This is a genomic window from Pseudomonas sp. P8_241 (assembly GCF_034008315.1).
Lineage (GTDB): Bacteria > Pseudomonadota > Gammaproteobacteria > Pseudomonadales > Pseudomonadaceae > Aquipseudomonas.
The window spans coordinates 1,546,240-1,565,033 of the sequence record NZ_CP125377.1 but is presented as its reverse complement, the minus strand read 5'-3'; the positions used below and the strand labels follow the sequence as shown (position 1 = coordinate 1,565,033).

The following is an 18,794-nucleotide window of genomic DNA, read 5'->3' as shown; positions in this document are numbered from 1 at the left end:
GGCCTCGACTGTTTCGACAATTTTCAAGGAGACTCGACCATGCGCATGTTCCTCGCTGCCTTTCTCTTGGCCCTCAGCGGGCTCGGTCAGGCCGCCATCCAGACCAGTGAAATCCCCTACGAAAGTGCCGACGGTACGAAAATGATCGGCTATTACGCCTACGATGACGCCATCAAAGGCCCGCGCCCCGGCGTCGTCGTCGTGCATGAATTCTGGGGTTTGAACGACTACGCCAAACGCCGCGCCCGGGATCTGGCCGGTCTGGGTTACAGCGCCCTGGCCATCGACATGTACGGTGACGGCAAAAATACCGAGCACCCCAACGACGCCATGGCTTTCATGCAGGCCGTGACGAAAGACAGCGCGGTATCCAGCGCAAGGTTTCAGGCCGGGCTCGATCTTTTGAAGAAACAGCCGCAGACAGATCCGCATAAAATCGCCGCCATCGGCTACTGCTTCGGCGGCGCTGTCGTGCTCAATGCTGCGCGCCAAGGCGTGCCGCTGGCCGGGGTGGTGAGCTTCCACGGCGCGTTGGCGACCAATACGCCGGCAGCGCCCGGCAGCGTGAAAGCAAAAATCCTCGTCGAGCATGGTTCGGCGGACAGCATGATTACTCCGGATAATGTCGCCGCCTTCAAAGCGGAAATGGACAAAGCCGGTGCCGACTATAAATTTGTCAGCCTCGACGGTGCCAGGCACGGCTTTACCAACCCGGATGCCGATCGTTTGGGTCACGGCGATCATGGCGGACCGGACATCGGCTACGACAAGGCTGCGGATGAAAAGTCGTGGGCGGACATGCAGGCGTTTCTCAAGAAGATCTTCAGCTGACACGTCACAAACACATCTGAATGCGGCGAGGGGGGTTATCCCCCCTCTCCACAAAAGCACTCGACTACTACCCAGCCCCAAGGCAACCCGGCAAAATGCCTGACATGAATCCAGCCCCCGCCCTGCCCGCCTGCTGCACCCCTCTCGATGACCATTGGCCGCTGCCGTTTGCACTGCCCGACACCGTTCTGTTGAGCACTCACTTCGACAGTTCGCAACTGGCCCATGATGACTTCCAACGCAGCGCCATCGAAGTGCCGGCGAGTATCCAGCGCTCAGTAGCCAAACGGCAGGCGGAATTTCTCGCGGGACGGGTATGCGCCCGGGCCGCGTTGCTGCGCCTGGAAGGTCTGAGTTTAATTCCGGCCATTGGCGAAGACCGGGCCCCGGTCTGGCCGAGCCATATTTGTGGCTCGATCACCCACAGCACCGGCCGGGCCGCTGCCATCGTCGCGAACAAAAGTCATTGGCGTGGTTTGGGTATGGACCTGGAGAACCTGCTCAATGCCGAACGGGCTGAACGGCTGGCCAGGGAAATCCTCATTCCGGCGGAGCTGCAAAGGATGAAGGCCGGTCCTCGGGACCAACTGGCCTTGCTGGTAACCCTGACGTTCTCGGTCAAGGAAAGCCTGTTCAAGGCGCTCTATCCGATCGTTCAGCAGCGATTCTATTTCGAGCATGCTGAAGTGCTGGAATGGACTGAAGACGGTCATGCACACCTGCGACTGCTCACCGACTTGTCCAGCGAATGGCGCAACGGTACTGAGCTGGATGCACAGTTTGCGGTCAAGGATGGGCAGTTGTTGAGTCTGGTCAGTATCAAGGCCTGAGGTTTCGCTGTTTGTAATGCCCCCATCGCGAGCAGCTCGCTCCTACAAGGGCCAGGATCAGGCAAAATCCCGTGCAGGAGCGAACCTGCTCGCGATGAGGGCAGAACATTCACCACGGCACTCAGCGCTTCTCCTGATTGCGCGGCCAGCTCAAACTGAAACACGCCCCGCCCAGGCTTTTGCTCTTGCCGATCAGCGCACGCCCGTCGTGCCAATGGATGATCCTTCGCACGATCGACAATCCCAGCCCATGCCCACCCGAAGCACGCGTGCGGCTGTCATCAAGACGCAGAAACGGCGTGAAGATTTTTTCCCACGCCGATTCCGGCACGCCCGGCCCGTCATCCTCGATGTCCACGCGACAGCGCTGCTGGCCTACCTGATAACTGATGGTCACCCGAGATTGCGCGTGGCGCATGGCATTAGTGACCAGATTCTGGATCGCCCGGTGCAAATACCGCGGCTCGGCTTCGACCCAGGCGTCGTCACAGTCGGCGGCCGACAGGCACAAGCCCCGTTGCACCGTGACATCGGCCCGCAAAGGCGCGAGCTCTTCGATCACTTGATTGACCAAGGCGTCCAGGTCGATGCGCTGAAAATGCAGCGCCGGCGAACCCTGCTCCAGCCGCGCATAGGTGAGCATCTCGTCCACCAGCCGATCGAGGTCCTCGATGTCGTGGTCCATGCCCTGGCAATATTTCTCCATGGCTTGCGGCGTAGTGGCCGTACCGATCATTTCCAGTCCGAAACGCAGACGCGCCACCGGTGTACGTAACTCGTGCGAAACCGCCCGAACCAGTTCACGCTGAATGGCGAGCAGCTGCTGCAAGTGCTCGGCCATGGCATTGAATGCCGAGGCCAGACGCCCCACCGAATCGGCGCCACGTGCCGGCACGCGGGTTTCCAGGCTGCCCTGGGCGATGCGCGTGGCGGCGGCCTCAAGTCCACGCAAGCGCCGTTCCAGTTGGCGCACCAACAGATAAACAATCAATCCGATGAGCGTCAGCCCCAGGACGGTAATCAATACCAGCCACTCCGGCGGATACGGATTCATCTGGTACAACGGGCCAATTTCCAGCACCCACGGAGTACCGACCATCCCGGCAAACACGCGAATTGAATCACCGCCCTTGCCCAGCGCCATCACGGTGTCACCCTCGGATACTCGACGACTCTGGTCTTCGTCCATGTCCGCCTCATCGACAGTGACCAGCCGCAGGTCGAAACCGAAACCCTTTTCCTCCTTTAATTTCGCCAGGTGACTGGGCTGCTCGGCCACGGGTGAGCGCACCAGCTCGTCGGCCAACAGGTAGATCGTCGCCCGAGCCAGTTGTTCGCTGATCTGCTGCACCTCCCCCGTGAGGACCAACTGTTCCTTGTCGCTGACCAGTCGATACACCTTCGCCGCGTGCGGTCCGGTCTGCTCGACCAAGGCCTGACCACGCAATACCCGAGTGCGCTGGGTCAGGTCAAGATCGGTTTCGTTGAAGGTTTTCAGCGCAAGAGGGATACCGAGTAACCGCTCCCACACCAACAAAGCCCGATGGCGCTCGGTCTGATTCATTGGCTCCAGGTTGTCGGCCATCAGCGAAAACGTGCCGTGGGCCAGGCGCTCGCGGTACTGCTCGCTGCGCACCTGATTGAGCAAGTGCATCGCCAGTACGCCGAGCACTGCCACCAGAATCAGCGCGGCGCACATGCCGCCATAAATGCGCAGGAAGATCGAGTTCACAGTGTCGGGTCTACGCAGGCCTCGGGAACGAACAGGTAACCTTTGCTGCGCACGGTCTTGATCAGGCGCGGGTGCTCAGGGTCATCGCCGATTTTCGGCCGGATGCGCGAGATTCGCACGTCGATGGAGCGGTCCTGGCCGTCATAACCGATGCCGCGCAGCGCGGTGAAGATTTCTTCCCGGGACAGGATGCGCCCGGCATTGGCCACCAGCAGCCACAGCAGATCGAATTCGGCGCTGGTCAGTTCGATGCCATTGCCCTGCAACCATGCCTCGCGCAAGGCGTTGTCCACCACCAGCGGGCCAAATTGCAGGCGCCGTTGTTTTTCCGGGGCCACCTCGGGCGCTTCGCTGCGTCGCAGCAAGGCCTGAATACGCGCCAGCAACAGGCGCGGACGCACAGGTTTGCACACATAGTCGTCGGCACCCAGGTCGAGGCCGAGGATCTGGTCAGTATCGTCGGTGCGGGCAGTGAGCATCAGGATCGGGCCGTCATACCGGGCGCGGACCTTGCGGCAAATGCTCAGGCCATCTTCACCCGGGAGCATCAGATCGAGGATTACCAGATCCGGTTGTTCCTTGATGATGCGCTCTGCAGCCAGCGCCCCATTACCTTCAATCGAGACGCGCAGGCCATTGGCTTCCAGGTAATCGCGGGTCAGCTCAGCCAGTCGCTGGTCGTCCTCCACAATCAATACCTGCCAGGCTTCTTGCTCCACGGGTGACCTCTGCTTGCCAAAACGCTAATAAGGAAGGATCCGCCCGTCTTTTTGTAATGATTCGGGGGGATAAATATGTAGACACGCTGGCCGATTGTATAAACGCCGCCTGCCGAGAACACAAGCGGGTAAATGCGTTCGGACAACCGGGTTTTTTGTGATAGGGTTCGCGCCCTTAAAAATCTGATCTGGCGTTTTCAGCCGTTGAAAACGCCTGAAAAAAGCTTCGATCCAGCTAGGTCGCGGCCTACACGCCAGTTGCTTCTTTCACACACAATTTACGCACAGGTTTATCCACAGGTAGTACGTTGCAACACCCCCAGAAACGCATTATCTTGTACCCCAGCGCGAAAAAAACCCTACATGTAGGGTTTTAGTGAAAAAGCCCAACCACATTTCAGACCAGAAACTCAAGCGCTTTATTGCCTGTTTATGGTTGAACCAAGCGTGGATTTTCAAGCCCAAACCGCACAAGCGGGTGGCACCGTTTTTTCAGGCCAGTGCGGTCAAAACGGTACGGGTGTTGCAGTCATTACTGACACCCCGAAAGGAATCGGTTTCGAACCCAGGTTCGTAGCCAAAGACTTCTGGCAAGGATGGCCTCATTAGCCTTTTTCCTACTGTCCTGAAGTCGTTATGCCCGACGCCCGTCGGTTGTAGTGCTTCAGGACAGAACGGTGGGCACCGTGATGGTGCCCAAACAAACATAGAGAATGTGGAGACACTCCCCCATGCAAACCGACACAACTCGCGAGAACCCGCAGGGCACCTTGCCGCAGGCCGCTGATTCGAATTCGGATCTGTCCGCCACTGCGCCAGGGCAGCTGCGCGTGATCAAGCGTAACGGCACTGTCGTTCCTTACACCGATGACAAGATCACCGTCGCCATCACCAAAGCGTTTCTCGCAGTTGAAGGCGGCACCGCCGCCGCCTCGTCGCGAATCCATGACACCGTGGCCCGCCTGACCGAACAGGTCACTGCGACCTTCAAGCGCCGTATGCCATCGGGCGGCACCATCCACATCGAAGAAATCCAGGACCAGGTCGAACTGGCCCTGATGCGTGCCGGCGAGCAGAAAGTTGCGCGCGACTACGTGATCTACCGTGACGGTCGCTCGAAAGAACGCGCCGCCCACGCGCCGGCCGAAGAAGCGGTCAACGCTCACCCGTCGATCCGCATCACCCGTGCCGACGGCAGCCTGGCGCCGCTGGACATGGGCCGCCTGAACACCATCGTCACCGAAGCGTGCGAAGGCCTGGAAGAAGTCGACGGCGACCTGATCCAGCGTGAAACCCTGAAGAACCTGTACGACGGCGTGGCCCTGACCGACGTCAACACCGCCCTGGTAATGACCGCCCGTACCCTGGTCGAGCGTGAGCCGAACTACTCGTTCGTGACCGCCCGCCTGCTGATGGACACCCTGCGCGCCGAAGGCCTGGGCTTCCTCGGCGTCGCCGAAAGCGCTACCCACCACGAAATGGTCGACCTGTACGCCAAGGCTCTGCCTGCCTACATCGCCAAGGGTATCGAGTTCGAACTGCTGAACCCTGTTCTGGCCTCCTTCGACCTGGAAAAACTGGGCAAGGCGATCAACCACGAACGCGACCAGCAATTCACGTATCTGGGCCTGCAAACCCTGTACGACCGTTACTTCATCCACAAGGATGGCGTGCGCTTCGAACTGCCGCAGATCTTCTTCATGCGCGTGGCCATGGGCCTGGCGATCGAAGAGAAGCACAAAGAAGACCGTGCGATCGAGTTCTACAACTTGCTGTCGTCCTTCGACTACATGTCGTCGACCCCGACCCTGTTCAACGCCGGTACCCTGCGTCCACAGCTGTCTAGCTGCTACCTGACCACCGTGCCGGATGACCTGTCGGGCATCTACCACGCGATCCACGACAACGCCATGTTGTCGAAATTCGCCGGTGGCCTGGGCAACGACTGGACGCCGGTGCGTGCGCTGGGTTCGTACATCAAGGGCACCAACGGCAAGTCGCAAGGCGTGGTTCCGTTCCTGAAAGTCGTGAACGACACCGCCGTTGCCGTTAACCAGGGTGGCAAGCGCAAAGGCGCTGTCTGTGCCTACCTGGAAACCTGGCACATGGACATCGAAGAGTTCATCGAGCTGCGCAAGAACACCGGTGATGACCGTCGTCGTACCCACGACATGAACACCGCCAACTGGATCCCTGACCTGTTCATGAAGCGCGTCTTCGATGACGGCCCGTGGACCCTGTTCTCGCCGTCCGAAGTACCGGACCTGCACGACCTGACCGGCAAGGCCTTCGAAGAGCGCTACGAGTACTACGAAGCGCTGTCCCAGTACCCGGGCAAAATCAAGCTGTTCAAGACCATCCAGGCTAAAGACCTGTGGCGCAAAATGCTGTCCATGCTGTTTGAAACCGGCCACCCATGGCTGACCTTCAAAGACCCGTGCAATCTGCGCAGCCCGCAGCAGCACGTGGGCGTGGTCCACAGCTCGAACCTGTGCACCGAAATCACCTTGAACACCAACAAGGACGAGATCGCCGTTTGCAACCTGGGCTCGATCAACCTGCCGAACCATATCGTCAACGGCAAGCTGGACACCGTCAAGCTGGAACGCACCGTGAACACCGCCGTACGCATGCTCGATAACGTGATCGACATCAACTACTACTCGGTGCCGCAAGCGAAGAACTCCAACTTCAAGCACCGTCCGGTCGGTCTGGGCATCATGGGCTTCCAGGACGCTTTGTACCTGCAGCACATCCCTTACGGCTCCGACGCTGCCGTCGAGTTCGCCGACAAGTCGATGGAAGCGGTCAGCTACTTCGCGATCCAGGCTTCCTGCGACCTGGCCGACGAGCGCGGTGCGTACGAGACCTTCAACGGTTCGCTGTGGTCCAAAGGCATCCTGCCGCTGGATTCGCAACAGATCCTGATCGAACAACGCGGTCAGAAGTACATTGATGTCGACCTGAACGAAACCCTGGACTGGGCACCGGTTCGCGCCCGTGTTCAGAAAGGCATTCGTAACTCGAACATCATGGCCATCGCTCCGACCGCGACCATCGCCAACATTACCGGCGTATCGCAGTCGATCGAACCGACCTATCAGAACCTGTATGTGAAATCGAACCTGTCGGGCGAATTCACCGTGATCAACCCGTACCTGGTTCGCGACTTGAAGGCTCGCGGTCTGTGGGACTCGGTCATGATCAACGACCTGAAGTACTACGACGGATCGGTGCAGCAGATCGAGCGCATCCCGCAAGAGCTCAAAGAACTCTACGCGACTGCCTTCGAAGTGGACACCAAGTGGATTGTCGACGCCGCCAGCCGCCGTCAGAAGTGGATCGACCAGGCTCAGTCGCTGAACCTGTACATCGCCGGCGCTTCGGGCAAGAAGCTGGACGTGACCTACCGTATGGCCTGGTACCGTGGTCTGAAAACCACTTACTACCTCCGTGCCCTGGCCGCGACCAGCACCGAGAAGTCGACCATCAACACCGGTAAGCTGAACGCTGTTTCCAGCGGCGGCAACCACGGTGACGATTCGGTCCTGGCGGCTCCTGCAGGTCCCGCTCCAGTGCCGAAGGCTTGCGCCATCGACGAGCCGGATTGCGAAGCTTGCCAATAAGCTGAGCCGGTAAGCGCCGCAAGGCGCTTGCTCGAAACCCCCGATCAGCCTCTGGCGGGTCGGGGGTTTTCTTTTGTCTGTCTGTAATTTTTCGGCCAGCACAAAAAAGCCCCTCTTTCGAGGGGCTCTTTATGCAGCGCAATCCAGCATCAATTCATCTGGATAATGGTCTGCATGATGGTGCTCTCGGTAGAGATGGTCTTGGCGTTAGCCTGGTAGTTGCTTTGCGCCTTGATCAAGTCGACCAGCTCGTTGGTCAGGTTGACGTTGGATTCTTCCAGTGAGTTGGAAACGATCGAGCCCAACGTGCCGGTTTGCGCCGAGTCGTAACCCGGAATGCCCGATACATAGGTCTCTTTCCAACTGGTGCCGCCTACAGGCTGCAGACCTTGTTCGTTGGCGAAGCTGGCCAACGAGATCTGCCCGATGGCTTGGGTCTGGTTGTTGCTGAAGTTCGCCAACAGTACACCGCTGCCGTCGATGGTCAGGTTGGTAATCTGGCCGGTGGCAAAACCGTTCTGTACCGGAATCGAGCGAGCCGTGTCAGCATTGAACTGAGTGGTACTGGCCATGGAAATAGTCACGCCAGCCGGATCGGCCGCCGCGCCATTGGCCTTCCAGACACCATCGGTCACGGTGCCTGGCGTCCAGTTGGTGATCTTCAGGTCATTGCCGAACGTAGCGGTCGGCGGAGTGGTCGGTGGTGTCACGGGAGTACTGACCGAGACAAGTTTGCCGCTGGTATCGAATGACATGGTCGAAGGGATCGGATCAACCGCGCCCGTACCGGTAGTCGAAGTGCCATCAGGATTTCGGCCATCAATCAGGGTGTAGGTATCCCAAGTGTTCGCCCCAGTCTTGACCATGTATTGATCCATGGTGTGCTGGTTACCCTGAGTGTCGAAAATCGGGGTGCTGAACTGTTTGGTGAAAGTTTCCGGTTTGCTCGGATCGAACTTGTTGGTAGCAACCGTCTGGTCGATCTCGGTCGCCGTGGAGTTCAGGTTGATCGTCGACGACACGGTATTGGTGGATTTCGGCGCCAGGTTGGAGGTGTCGATTCGCAGATCGGTCAACACGCCATTGAGAATCTTGCCGTTTTCATCCACACCATAACCCTGCAGACGGGCAGTGCCGTCGCTGTTGGTGACGTAGCCTGCGCTGTCGGTCTTGAATGTGCCGGCACGGGTGTAGGTCAGCGAACCGTTGTTGCTCAGGACAAAGAAACCGTTGCCCTGGATACCCATGTCGAGCACGTTGCCGGTGTTGCCGATGTCACCCTGGCCAAACTGCTGGGAAACGTTGGCCAGGCGCACGCCGTTGCCGACGGTCTTGCTGCCGGTACCCAGTTTAGTTGCCGAGTACACGTCTTCGAATTCCGCACGGGACGATTTGAAACCCGTGGTAGCGACGTTGGCGATGTTGTTGCCGGTTACGTCCAGTTGCTTGTTGGCTGCATAGAGACCGCTAAGGCCGATATTGAAAGACATCATCCACTCCTTTATGCCGGGTTAGTCGGCTCTACATACCAATGGTTTGAACTTTGGACAGGGCAATGCTGCCCAGCCCGGCCAGATTGAGCATCAACTCACCGCCGGTCTGGCTGATGGTCACACTGTTGACGGTCGCTGGCAGGTAAGTGATCAACGCCACAGACTGGTCATCGATCGTGGTCGTTGCGCCGAAGCTGTAAGTACCCGCGGCCACCGTTTCACCCGCATCGTTCTTGCCATCCCAGATGAAACTGGCGTTACCTGCTTTCTGTGCTCCCAGATCGATGGTGCGCACGGTCTTGCCGTCCGTGTCTGTGATCTTCAGGGTGGCAGAAGCCACCGCTGACGGTACGACCACCGTGCCGCTGAAGCTCTTGGTCGTGTCGACCACTGCCTTGTCGCCAGGTGCGATGACCGAACGGCCCACCAGTGATGAAGCCTGCAAGGCCTGGGACGAGTTGTAGTTACTGGCCAGTCCACTCACGGTATCGTTGAGCGTGGTGATGCCTTCCAGGCTGCTGAATTGCGCCAGTTGTGCGACGAACTCACCGTTGTCCTGAGGCTCCAGCGGGTTCTGGTTTTTCAACTGCGTGACCAGTAACTGCAGGAATGCATCCTTGCCCAGGGCTTTGTTGCCCGAGGCACTGCCGGCCGCCGACGCAAGGCCATCGGTCGTGGTATTGGTCTTGACCGAGGAGTTGGCCAGGATGTCGTTAAGGCTCAAACCACTGGTGGAATCGGTAACACTCATCTGAGTCGCCCCTTATCACTGACCGAGGGTCAGGACCTTCTGCATCATGGTTTTAGCGGTGTTCATCATTTCGGCGTTGGTCTGGAACGAACGGCTCGCGGAAATCATGTCGGCCATTTCTTCCACCACGTTGACGTTCGGGTAATAGACGTAGCCCTTCGCATCAGCCGCCGGATGGTTCGGCTCGTAGCGCGCTTCAAGGTTGCTCTGGTCTTCGACCACGCCCAACACTTGCACGCCCTGGCCGGCGGCGTCCTGGTTCTGGAACAGCGAATCGCTGCCGCCGCTCTGGCCGCCCTGGAACATGGTGGCGAACACCGGGTGACGCGCGCGGTAAGTCTGGTCGATGCTCGACGAGACGGTCTCGGCGTTGGCGATGTTCGAAGCGACGGTGTTCAAGCGAGTGGTCTGCGCACTCATGCCGCTACCGGCAATGTTGAAAACACTGGATAGAGACATGGCTTACTCTCCGCGCAGGGCTGATACCAGCCCTTTGAATTTGCTGTTTAGCAGGGTGAAGCTGGCCTGGAAGTCGACCGCGTTTTGCGCGTAGTTCGACTGCTCCAGTTGAGCGTCCACGGTGTTCTGGTCAATCGACGGTTGCATCGGCGTGCGATACATCAGCGATTCGTCGCCATTGCCCAGGCCTTGCGCTTCGATATGACGGCTGTTGGTCATGTTCAAGGCGAAGCCGCCGCTTTTGGTTTTCTCGTTCTGCTCGGCGAGCACTTTGGAGAAGTCCAGATCCCGAGCCTTGTAATTCGGGGTATCGGCGTTGGCGATGTTGTTGGCCAGGACTTCAGCGCGCTGGGCGCGGAAGCCCAGGGCTTGTTCGTGGATACCGAGCGCTTTATCGAAGCTGATGCTCATGTCGGGAAACCTTCGGGTGACCTGATTTTTCGTACGATGGACATAGCAAGCCCCATGCCAATTCAAAAAACCCTGTAAACCGGGGCCTTGCGGGCCATGGCAACGTGGCAATGACAGAAAAGCGGCAACGGTTTTCCGCCGCCTGCCGCTTTTCTGCCGCTTGGCACCGCACTTGAGAACACCACCTCCCCTGTAGGAGCTGGCTTGCCAGCGATGGCGTCGAGTCAGCCGACTTTTAAATTGCGCACACACCGCTATCGCTGGCAAGCCAGCTCCTACAGGGATTGAGAAGCTGTGAGAAATCAGCAGGCATAAAAAAACGGGAACCCCTGAGGACTCCCGTTTTCTGACAACCCCAACGAAATCACTTCGCCTGGTAAATGATCCCCGGACTGCACTGGACCATCTGGTAGTGATCCGGCAAACCGTTCAGCGCTTCAGAGGCGCCGAGGAACAAATAACCACCCGGTTTCAACGTGCTGTGGATGCGCAGCAGGATGTCCTTCTTCACTTCAGCGGAGAAGTAGATCAACACGTTGCGGCAAAACACGATATCGAACTTGCCGAGGCCGGCGTAACTGTCCAGCAGGTTGAACGAGCGAAACTCCACGCGACTCTTGATCGGCGCCTTGATCGCCCAGCGCCCCGGCCCTTTCGGATCGAAGTAACGTTGCAGGCGCTCGGGCGACAGCCCACGACCGATGGCCAGGCTGTCGTATTCGCCGGTCTTGCAGTTGTTCAGCATGGTGCCGGACAGGTCAGTGGCAACAATCTGCACACCCATCCGCAGTTGCCCCAGGTTGACCCGCTCGAACTCGTCGATGGACATCGACAGCGAGTAGGGTTCCTGACCCGAAGAGCACGCCGCCGACCAGATGCGCAGACGTTGGCCAGGATTGGCCTTGATCGCTTCGGGCAGCACCTTGTTCTTCAGCACCTCGAACGGATAGGTGTCGCGAAACCACAGGGTTTCGTTGGTGGTCATGGCATCCACCACCTGCTCGCGCAAACCGCTGCGCGGCTGGGTCGTCATGCGCTGGACCAGTTCACCCAGGCTCTTGATGCCTTGCTGTTCCATCAGTTTGTTGAGACGGCTGGAGACCAGGTACTGCTTGTTTTCACCGAGCAAAATGCCACAGGCTTTTTCCAGGAACACCCGGAACTGTTCGAAATCCAAATTACCCGTAGACAATGATGCCGCCTCTTAAATCGTGTTGATTGCCAGGGGCACAGGCCCCTAGCTGATATCTGCTGCCTTGATCCGGTCGACTACCCGGGATGCCAGGTCATCAGGTCGGAATTTGGCCAGGAAGTCATCGGCACCGACTTTCTTGACCATCGCCTGATTGAATACCCCGGACAAGGACGTATGCAGGATGATATGAAGCTTTTGCATGCGCGGGTCGTTGCGGATTTCCGCCGTCAGGGTGTACCCGTCCATCTCCGGCATCTCGATGTCGGAAATCATCATCAGGAACTCCTCTTCCGGCTTCTTGCCCTCATCGACCAGTTTGCGCAGGTAATCCAGTGCTTGCTTGCCGTCGTTCAGCGCCACCACTTCGACGCCGACCGTTTGCAGGCAACGCGTGACCTGCTTGCGTGCCACGGACGAGTCGTCGACCGTCAGCACGCGTAATGAAAGCGCCTTGTGCTGGGTTTCGACATCGATCACCCCGGCAGAAATCGCTTCAGGCGTTGGTGCGACTTCCGCCAGCACCTTCTCGACGTCGATGATTTCGACTAACTGGTTATCGACCCGGGTCACCGCCGTCAGGTAGTGATCGCGTCCGGTGCCCTTGGGTGGCGGATGGATCTCTTCCCAGTTCATGTTGACGATGCGTTCCACCGAGCGCACCAGGAAACCCTGGGTCTTGGTGTTGTACTCCGTGATGATCACAAACGGATTGTTCTTGTCCTTCAAAGCACCGGAGCCAGTCGCCATCGCCAGATCAAGGATCGGAATGGTCGCCCCCCGGATGTTCGCCACACCGCACACGACAGGACTGGACTTGGGCATCAGCGTCAGTTTGGGACATTGCAGCACCTCCCGAACCTTGAAGACGTTGATCCCGTACAGCTGCTGACCGTCAAGACGGAACAACAACAGCTCAAGGCGATTCTGCCCCACCAGTTGCGTGCGCTGGTTCACCGAATCCATTACACCCGCCATGCCCAAACTCCCACACCAACGCCAAGTGTTGTTGCGACGCGCCTTCGTCACTAAACGGCACGGCGCTTGCTTTTTTAATCGTTATGAACACAGAACCGACATTTTTCCGACGCCTGACTACACCCCGCCGCAAATGGCTCGGTGTGCTGGCGGCTGTTTGCCTGTTCAACGCTGGCAGCCCTGCCCTTGCTGACGCGGTTACCTTGCCTGACATGCTTATCGGCGTCACTCAGGGGTTTCTTGAATTCACCGTAGAGGACTATCTGGCCACCAGTCAAACGCAAGGTCGCTACGAGATCCAGGTCAATCAGCTCGATCCACGCATGCACATGCCCATGTGCGACAAGGAATTGACAGCCACACTCGAAAGTCCAAAGCCGATCGGGCGGGTTACCGTGAAGGTTCGCTGCGAAGGCGCAGCCCCCTGGACAGTCTTCGTACCCGCTCAAGTCCGGCTGTTTCGCGACGTCGTAACCTCCGCCCGTCCCCTGCGCCGCGCAGCCATTGTCGAACCTGAAGATGTGCTCCTGCGCGAGCGCGACATCAGCCTGATCAGCCAGGGCTACCTGACCTCCCTCGACCAGGCGATCGGACAGAGACTGACCCGACCAATGGTCACCGACCAGGTCGTCACACTGGTGAACATCGAACAGGCAGAAGTCATTCGCAAGGGCGATCAAGTGGTAATCACCGCCCGCAGCGGTACGCTCAGCGTGCGCATGCCGGGCGAAGCCCTGTCCAACGGGAGTTTGAGCGAGCAGATCCGGGTGAAAAACCTCAACTCCCAGCGCGTCATCAAGGCACAGGTCACCGCGCCTGGACAGGTGGAAGTGTCTATGTAGAGAAGCTGTCCGATCACGAGAATGTGGCGCTCGCCCCGGCTGTTCCCTAGACTGTGCTCTATGCAGAGCAAGCGCTGACGCGCGCAAGGCTCATTGATAAATGGGCCTAAAGTTTTCCAGGGAATGGCCGAAAACATGGCAAGCGTCCAAATCCCCAGAGGTTTTTATCATGGTCATCGATTTCAGCCGTTTGAACAGCTCCGCGCCCCTTACGGGCAGTACACGTACCAGTGCCAGCAAAGAAAGCATCGAGGCCGGAAAATCTGCGCCACTGGAATCCGCGGCGGAGCAGGTCGGTACATCCAAAAGCGGGGAATCGGTACACCTCAGCAATGAGGCTCAGCAGTTGCAGAAGGTCACTGACAAGCTGCGCGATCAGCCTGCCGTCGACAAAGCCCGCGTGGCCGAGTTGAAAGCAGCGATTGCCGATGGCAGCTACAAAGTCGACAGCAACCGCGTAGCCAGCAAACTGCTCAACTTCGAAGCCCAGCGCTAGGCCACGGCCGGCGCCAGGCTTTTGGACGCTTAACACCCAAGGCCAGCCATGCACGACACTAATCTACTGCAACTGATCACCGACGATTTTGCTCCCCTGCAACAATTGATGGGGTTATTGCAGACCGAATCCCTTGCCCTGCACGGTCGTGACATGCCGCTGCTTGAGGGCATTCTGGCGCAGAAACAGGCACTGATCGTTTTGCTTGAACAGCATGGCCGCAAGCGCAGTGAAATTCTCGCCAGCCTCAACCTGCCGGCCAACAGAAGCGGTCTTGAGCAACTGGCCAGCCAATCGAGCATTGGCGATCAACTTCTGATGCAAAGTGACGCTCTGACCGATCTTCTGGCCCAATGCCAGGCCATCAATGCCAACAACGGGCAGTCGATCCTGACGCAGCAGGCCGCTACAGCCACCCAGCTGAAAATCCTCAACGGCGGCGATACTCCGGCGCTTTACGACGCCAGTGGTACTTTCTCCAGGCTTGCCAAGCCGCGACCGCTCAGTCAGGCTTGAGCCGGTCGGTGACCCGCTCTATCAAGACGCGCAACATACTGGCAAAATGATGGCCAGCCGTAGTCAAATTTTGTCTGGAGATTGATTAACCGTGTCCAATGCCTTAACCGCGGAAGATGCTCCGCAGCCACCCAAGGTGCTCAGCACGCCCTTGGAGATCTCCAGCAATCTGCGCCAGCTGCAAGAAAGTCATGACCCGCTGATCATCACCTTCCACGAACGCAGTCAGCGCTTCCAGAGCTATCTGGTGGACCTCGACCGCGACAGCAACATGCTTGCCCTGGACGAAATGATACCCCGTGATGGCGAACGCTTCTTGCTGGCTGGCGAACCTTACAAGGTCGAAGGTTTCCATGAAGGTGTTCGCATTGCCTGGGAAAGCAATGGTCCGTTGACCATCGATGAATCCGCTGGCGCTCGTTGCTACCGCGGCACCCTGCCCGATGAAGTGGTCTACCACCAGCGCCGCAATGCCTTTCGCGCGGCACTGAAACTGGCGCAACTGGTCAGCGTCAATCTGGACGGTGAAAAACTCAAAACGCCTATCAGCGGCAAGTTGCTGGATATTTCCGCCACCGGCTGCAAATTGCGCTTCGAAGGCGACATCACCGGCAGCCTGCAACTGGGCCAGGTTTACGACCGCTTCAATGCCGACCTGCCTTTCGGCAAGATGACCGCACCGGTCGAGCTGCGTTATCTGCACTTCGAAGAAAGAATCTCCACCACCTTCGCCGGCATCCGCTTCCACAACATGAGCGGACTGGTGCAGCGTCAGGTCGAGCGATTCGTCTACCAGCTGCAACGTGAAGCCCGTCGCTTCGACAAAGACGACTTCTGATCTGACGTTTCGCCCCCTGTAGGAGCCGGCTTGCCGGCGAAGGCGTCGCTGGGTCCTGTGTGGATGCAACAGACGCCTTTGCTGGCAAGCCAGCTCCTACAAAAAACGGGCAGCCCCTTGCGGTGACTGCCCGTTTTTTTATCCCCCCGATTCAGGGTCTGGCTTCGGTAAAGCTCTGCTCGCGCCCCGAGTCAGGGTCTTGCGGTGGTTGATCGTTTTCTGTGGGCAACTCAGGCTCGGATTCAGTCTCAGGGGTGACCGGCGACTGCATCTGTTCCTGCACCACTTGCTCATCGACACGCGGGTCAAGCGCCGCGACCAGGGGCGAACTCGACATGCTGTCCGGCATCGCCACGTGATGCAGCGGCGCATCGTCGACCTGGTGCAGATTGGTTACTGCCTTCGGCCGAATCCGCCAGACCAGCACCAACGCAAAGAAACTGAAAAACGCATACAGGCTCTGACTACCGAACAGCTTCATCAGCACCCCCGCCGCCAACGGCCCGACACTCGCGCCAATGCCGTAGGTCACCAGCAGCATCGCCGTCAGCGACACCCGGCGATCCCCTTCGACATGGTCATTGGAGAACGCCACCGCCAGCGGGTACAGGCAAAATTGCACCAGCGAGCAGAGGAAGCCGATGACGAACAACACCTCCAGCGGCACCTTCGGCAGGATCGCCAGCGGTAACGCCGCGACTGCCAGGCACATGGCAAAACAGCGGATCAGCAGCGCCCGGTCATAACGATCGGACAACCAGCCCAACGGCCACTGCACCACCAGCCCGGCAAAAATGCAGCTACCCATGAACAGACCGACCTGCTCCGTACTCAGCCCTTGCTGCGAGGCATACAGCGGTGCCAGACCATAGAACGAACCAATGATCAGACCCGCACCCAACACCGTGCTCAACGACTGCGGAACGCGCTTGATAAAGAAACGCGGCTCCATCGGAGCCGGATGCAAAGGGGCCGGGTGAATTCGCCGAGTCAAGGCTACAGGCACCAGACACAGCGCAAAACACAGGGCAACCAACATCAGCAGTTCAAGCCCCAGTGCCGGGTGCATGACCAGGATCAGTTGCCCGAGCACCAGTCCCAGATACGACGCGATCATGTAACCGCTGAAGACCATCCCGCGCTGATTGGCATCGGCCTGCTCGTTCAGCCAGCTTTCGATCACCATGTATTGGCACATCATGCCGAGGCCGACGATCACCCGTAAAAACAGCCAGGCCGGCAACCAGTCCACCAGGCCATGACCGAGCACCGCCGCGCCGACGATCCCGGCACAGGCCGAATAGGCCCGGATATGCCCGACCCGGGCAATCAACCGGTGACCGATCTTGCCACCCAGCACCAGGCCGAAATAGTTGGCGGCCATCAACGCACCGACCCACAGGCTGTCGACATGATCGGCCGCCAGGCGCAACGCCAGGTAAGTACTCAACAGGCCCGAGCCGATCAACATCATCAGCGAGGCGAAATAAAGCGCTCGAAAGGATTTCCAGATTTGGCGCATCGGCGTTCCGAGCGGCTCCTTGCAGTGAAGATCGGGCTATCGCTGAACAATAGCCCGATGTCGACGGGACGTCAGGCCTGGGCCGCTAAAACACGCCGTTCCCAGGGAGTAATTTCATCATAAAAGCTGGTCAGCTCCAGGGTCTTCGAAGCGATGTAGCCTTCGATGAATTCCGCACCGAACAGTTCCTTGGCCAACTGGCTACGTTTCAGACGCTCAAGCGCCGCGTGCAAGGTACACGGCAATGAAAGATTGTCCGGCACTTCAAACTCGCCCTGGATCGGCGCGCTCGGCTCCAGCTTGTTCTCGATGCCATGCAACCCTGCCGCGAGGCTCGCGGCAATCGCCAGGTACGGATTGGCGTCAGCCCCCGGCAAGCGGTTTTCGACCCGCCGCGCCACCGGCAAACTCGCCGGAATTCGCAGTCCGGCCGCCCGGTTGTCATGGGACCAGCACGCATTGTTCGGCGACGCATAAGGGTGGCACAAGCGCTGGTACGAGTTCACGTTCGGCGCAAACAAAGCGGTGAAGTCCGCCATGCAGGCCTGCTGACCGGCGATGAAATGCCGGAAAGTCGCCGTCTCCTCCCCCGCCTTGTCACTGAACACGTTACGCCCCGAATCGACCTCAACCACACTCTGGTGAATGTGCATGGAACTGCCCGGCGTATGCGCCAACGGCTTGGCCATGCAGACAACGCTCAGGCCGTGTTTGATCGCGACTTCTTTCAGAAGATGCTTGAACAGGAACGTCTGGTCGGCCAGCAACAGTGGATCACCATGCAGCAGATTGATCTCGAACTGGCTCACGCCCATCTCGTGCATGAACGTATCGCGGGGCAACCCCAACGCTGCCATGCACTCGTAGACCTCATTGAAAAACGGCCGCAAGCCGTTGTTGGAGCTGACGCTGAACGCCGACTGACCGTCCTCGCGACGACCGTCCAGACCCAGGGGCGGCAGGAAAGCTTGAGTCGGGTCGGTGTTGGGCGCAAAAACGAAGAACTCAAGCTCGGTGGCCACCACCGGTGCCAGGCCAAGGGCCGCATAACGGGCGAGCACGGCTTTGAGCTGACCACGGGTCGACAGGTTGGAGCTGGTGGTGGTGCCTAACTCGTTCGCATCGCAAATGGCGAAGGCCCGAGCCGGTTTGCTCCAGGGCAAGCGGTGGATTTGCCCGGGATCGGGAATCAACGCCAGGTCGCCGTCATCGCTGCCGTAAAAGCGCGCTGGCGGATAACCGCCCATGATGCATTGCAGCAGCACACCCCGCGCCAACTGCAAACGCCGACCGTCGAGGAAACCCTCGGAGGTCATCACTTTGCCCCGGGGTACGCCATTCAAATCCGGCGTGACACATTCCACTTCATCAATGCCCGTCAATCGCTGCGCGAGTGAACTCAGGCCAACGGTTGTCATGACGCAATCCTTGTTATTGTGCGAGCCGCGAACGGCGACCGTACAAAATAGACTCCGCATGTTCAGAATATCAAGCAGCCCACATCAATAAAGACACAAAACCTCGTAGGAGCTGCCGAAGGCTCGGGCCGCGTTCGGAC

The 18,794-nt window shown here is 58.8% G+C and carries 17 protein-coding genes; 7 read left to right on the top strand and 10 right to left on the bottom strand.

Features of this window, described 5'->3' with window-relative positions; all coding sequences use genetic code 11:
• The first annotated feature begins 39 nt into the window (after positions 1–39).
• Together QMK58_RS06995 and QMK58_RS06990 are read left to right on the top strand one after the other, a co-directional pair.
• Positions 40–831 carry a dienelactone hydrolase family protein gene (locus QMK58_RS06995; RefSeq protein ID WP_320396066.1) on the top strand — a complete coding sequence of 264 codons (792 nt, stop codon included), beginning with the start codon at positions 40–42 and terminating at the stop codon, positions 829–831.
• Positions 832–935: 104 nt separating this feature from the next.
• Positions 936–1,661 (top strand): 4'-phosphopantetheinyl transferase family protein, encoded by a 726-nt coding sequence (locus QMK58_RS06990; RefSeq protein ID WP_218187263.1) that lies wholly within the window; start codon positions 936–938, stop codon positions 1,659–1,661.
• A 121-nt stretch (positions 1,662–1,782) separates the two neighbouring features.
• Here QMK58_RS06990 and QMK58_RS06985 read toward each other — a convergent pair whose 3' ends face one another.
• Both QMK58_RS06985 and QMK58_RS06980 read right to left on the bottom strand, forming a co-directional pair.
• Complete coding sequence (locus tag QMK58_RS06985; protein ID WP_053162065.1) at positions 1,783–3,393, bottom strand: ATP-binding protein; 1,611 nt, start codon at positions 3,391–3,393, stop codon at positions 1,783–1,785.
• On the bottom strand, positions 3,390–4,112 hold the full coding sequence (locus QMK58_RS06980) for a response regulator (protein WP_053162068.1): 723 nt from the start codon (positions 4,110–4,112) through the stop codon (positions 3,390–3,392). The genes QMK58_RS06985 and QMK58_RS06980 overlap by 4 nt, the downstream gene beginning before the upstream one ends.
• A 731-nt stretch (positions 4,113–4,843) precedes the next feature.
• Between QMK58_RS06980 and QMK58_RS06975 the strand changes: the two genes are divergently transcribed.
• Positions 4,844–7,738, top strand: coding sequence for a ribonucleoside-diphosphate reductase subunit alpha (locus QMK58_RS06975; RefSeq protein ID WP_320396065.1), 2,895 nt, complete (start codon positions 4,844–4,846; stop codon positions 7,736–7,738).
• 149 nt (positions 7,739–7,887) lie between these two features.
• Here the strand turns inward: QMK58_RS06975 and flgE are convergent, their stop codons facing one another.
• The 6 genes from flgE to QMK58_RS06945 all read right to left on the bottom strand — a co-directional run bounded on the left by flgE (position 7,888) and on the right by QMK58_RS06945 (position 13,022).
• Positions 7,888–9,228: a flagellar hook protein FlgE gene (gene flgE / locus QMK58_RS06970; RefSeq protein WP_053162072.1), complete on the bottom strand. Its 1,341-nt coding sequence runs from the start codon at positions 9,226–9,228 to the stop codon at positions 7,888–7,890.
• 31 nt (positions 9,229–9,259) lie between these two features.
• Positions 9,260–9,982, bottom strand: a complete 723-nt coding sequence (gene flgD, locus QMK58_RS06965) for a flagellar hook assembly protein FlgD (protein WP_053162074.1) — start codon at positions 9,980–9,982, stop codon at positions 9,260–9,262.
• Positions 9,983–9,997: 15 nt separating this feature from the next.
• Positions 9,998–10,441, bottom strand: coding sequence for a flagellar basal body rod protein FlgC (gene flgC, locus QMK58_RS06960; RefSeq protein ID WP_007937507.1), 444 nt, complete (start codon positions 10,439–10,441; stop codon positions 9,998–10,000).
• 3 nt (positions 10,442–10,444) lie between these two features.
• A complete protein-coding gene (flgB, locus tag QMK58_RS06955; protein WP_053162076.1) occupies positions 10,445–10,852 on the bottom strand; it encodes a flagellar basal body rod protein FlgB in 408 nt (135 codons plus the stop codon).
• A 364-nt stretch (positions 10,853–11,216) separates the two neighbouring features.
• Positions 11,217–12,044, bottom strand: a complete 828-nt coding sequence (cheR, locus tag QMK58_RS06950) for a protein-glutamate O-methyltransferase CheR (protein ID WP_053162078.1) — start codon at positions 12,042–12,044, stop codon at positions 11,217–11,219.
• Positions 12,045–12,089: 45 nt separating this feature from the next.
• Positions 12,090–13,022: a chemotaxis protein CheV gene (locus tag QMK58_RS06945; protein WP_053162080.1), complete on the bottom strand. Its 933-nt coding sequence runs from the start codon at positions 13,020–13,022 to the stop codon at positions 12,090–12,092.
• An 83-nt stretch (positions 13,023–13,105) separates the two neighbouring features.
• On the opposite strand from QMK58_RS06945, the gene flgA reads away from it, so the two are divergent.
• The 4 genes from flgA to QMK58_RS06925 all read left to right on the top strand — a co-directional run bounded on the left by flgA (position 13,106) and on the right by QMK58_RS06925 (position 15,714).
• A complete protein-coding gene (flgA, locus tag QMK58_RS06940; RefSeq protein ID WP_053162082.1) occupies positions 13,106–13,864 on the top strand; it encodes a flagellar basal body P-ring formation chaperone FlgA in 759 nt (252 codons plus the stop codon).
• 169 nt (positions 13,865–14,033) lie between these two features.
• On the top strand, positions 14,034–14,360 hold the full coding sequence (flgM, locus tag QMK58_RS06935; protein ID WP_053162084.1) for a flagellar biosynthesis anti-sigma factor FlgM: 327 nt from the start codon (positions 14,034–14,036) through the stop codon (positions 14,358–14,360).
• A gap of 48 nt (positions 14,361–14,408) precedes the next feature.
• A complete protein-coding gene (locus QMK58_RS06930; RefSeq protein WP_053162086.1) occupies positions 14,409–14,876 on the top strand; it encodes a flagella synthesis protein FlgN in 468 nt (155 codons plus the stop codon).
• A 91-nt stretch (positions 14,877–14,967) separates the two neighbouring features.
• Positions 14,968–15,714, top strand: coding sequence for a flagellar brake protein (locus tag QMK58_RS06925; RefSeq protein ID WP_053162088.1), 747 nt, complete (start codon positions 14,968–14,970; stop codon positions 15,712–15,714).
• 151 nt (positions 15,715–15,865) lie between these two features.
• Here QMK58_RS06925 and QMK58_RS06920 read toward each other — a convergent pair whose 3' ends face one another.
• The gene (locus tag QMK58_RS06920; protein ID WP_053162090.1) at positions 15,866–17,236 is read right to left on the bottom strand and encodes an MFS transporter; all 1,371 of its coding nucleotides are present in this window, start codon (positions 17,234–17,236) and stop codon (positions 15,866–15,868) included.
• A gap of 71 nt (positions 17,237–17,307) precedes the next feature.
• Positions 17,308–18,552: a glutamine synthetase family protein gene (locus QMK58_RS06915; RefSeq protein ID WP_172681854.1), complete on the bottom strand. Its 1,245-nt coding sequence runs from the start codon at positions 18,550–18,552 to the stop codon at positions 17,308–17,310.
• Positions 18,553–18,794 lie beyond the last annotated feature (242 nt).

Coding starts and splice junctions, on each gene's coding strand:
- flgE (WP_053162072.1), bottom strand. CDS start 9,228: ATGTCTTTCAATATCGGCCTTAGCGGTCTCTATGCAGCCAACAAGCAA.
- QMK58_RS06930 (WP_053162086.1), top strand. CDS start 14,409: ATGCACGACACTAATCTACTGCAACTGATCACCGACGATTTTGCTCCC.
- QMK58_RS06990 (WP_218187263.1), top strand. CDS start 936: ATGAATCCAGCCCCCGCCCTGCCCGCCTGCTGCACCCCTCTCGATGAC.
- flgD (WP_053162074.1), bottom strand. CDS start 9,982: ATGAGTGTTACCGATTCCACCAGTGGTTTGAGCCTTAACGACATCCTG.
- QMK58_RS06995 (WP_320396066.1), top strand. CDS start 40: ATGCGCATGTTCCTCGCTGCCTTTCTCTTGGCCCTCAGCGGGCTCGGT.
- flgM (WP_053162084.1), top strand. CDS start 14,034: ATGGTCATCGATTTCAGCCGTTTGAACAGCTCCGCGCCCCTTACGGGC.
- flgB (WP_053162076.1), bottom strand. CDS start 10,852: ATGAGCATCAGCTTCGATAAAGCGCTCGGTATCCACGAACAAGCCCTG.
- flgC (WP_007937507.1), bottom strand. CDS start 10,441: ATGTCTCTATCCAGTGTTTTCAACATTGCCGGTAGCGGCATGAGTGCG.
- QMK58_RS06975 (WP_320396065.1), top strand. CDS start 4,844: ATGCAAACCGACACAACTCGCGAGAACCCGCAGGGCACCTTGCCGCAG.
- QMK58_RS06945 (WP_053162080.1), bottom strand. CDS start 13,022: ATGGCGGGTGTAATGGATTCGGTGAACCAGCGCACGCAACTGGTGGGG.
- flgA (WP_053162082.1), top strand. CDS start 13,106: ATGAACACAGAACCGACATTTTTCCGACGCCTGACTACACCCCGCCGC.
- QMK58_RS06915 (WP_172681854.1), bottom strand. CDS start 18,552: ATGACCTCCGAGGGTTTCCTCGACGGTCGGCGTTTGCAGTTGGCGCGG.
- QMK58_RS06920 (WP_053162090.1), bottom strand. CDS start 17,236: ATGCGCCAAATCTGGAAATCCTTTCGAGCGCTTTATTTCGCCTCGCTG.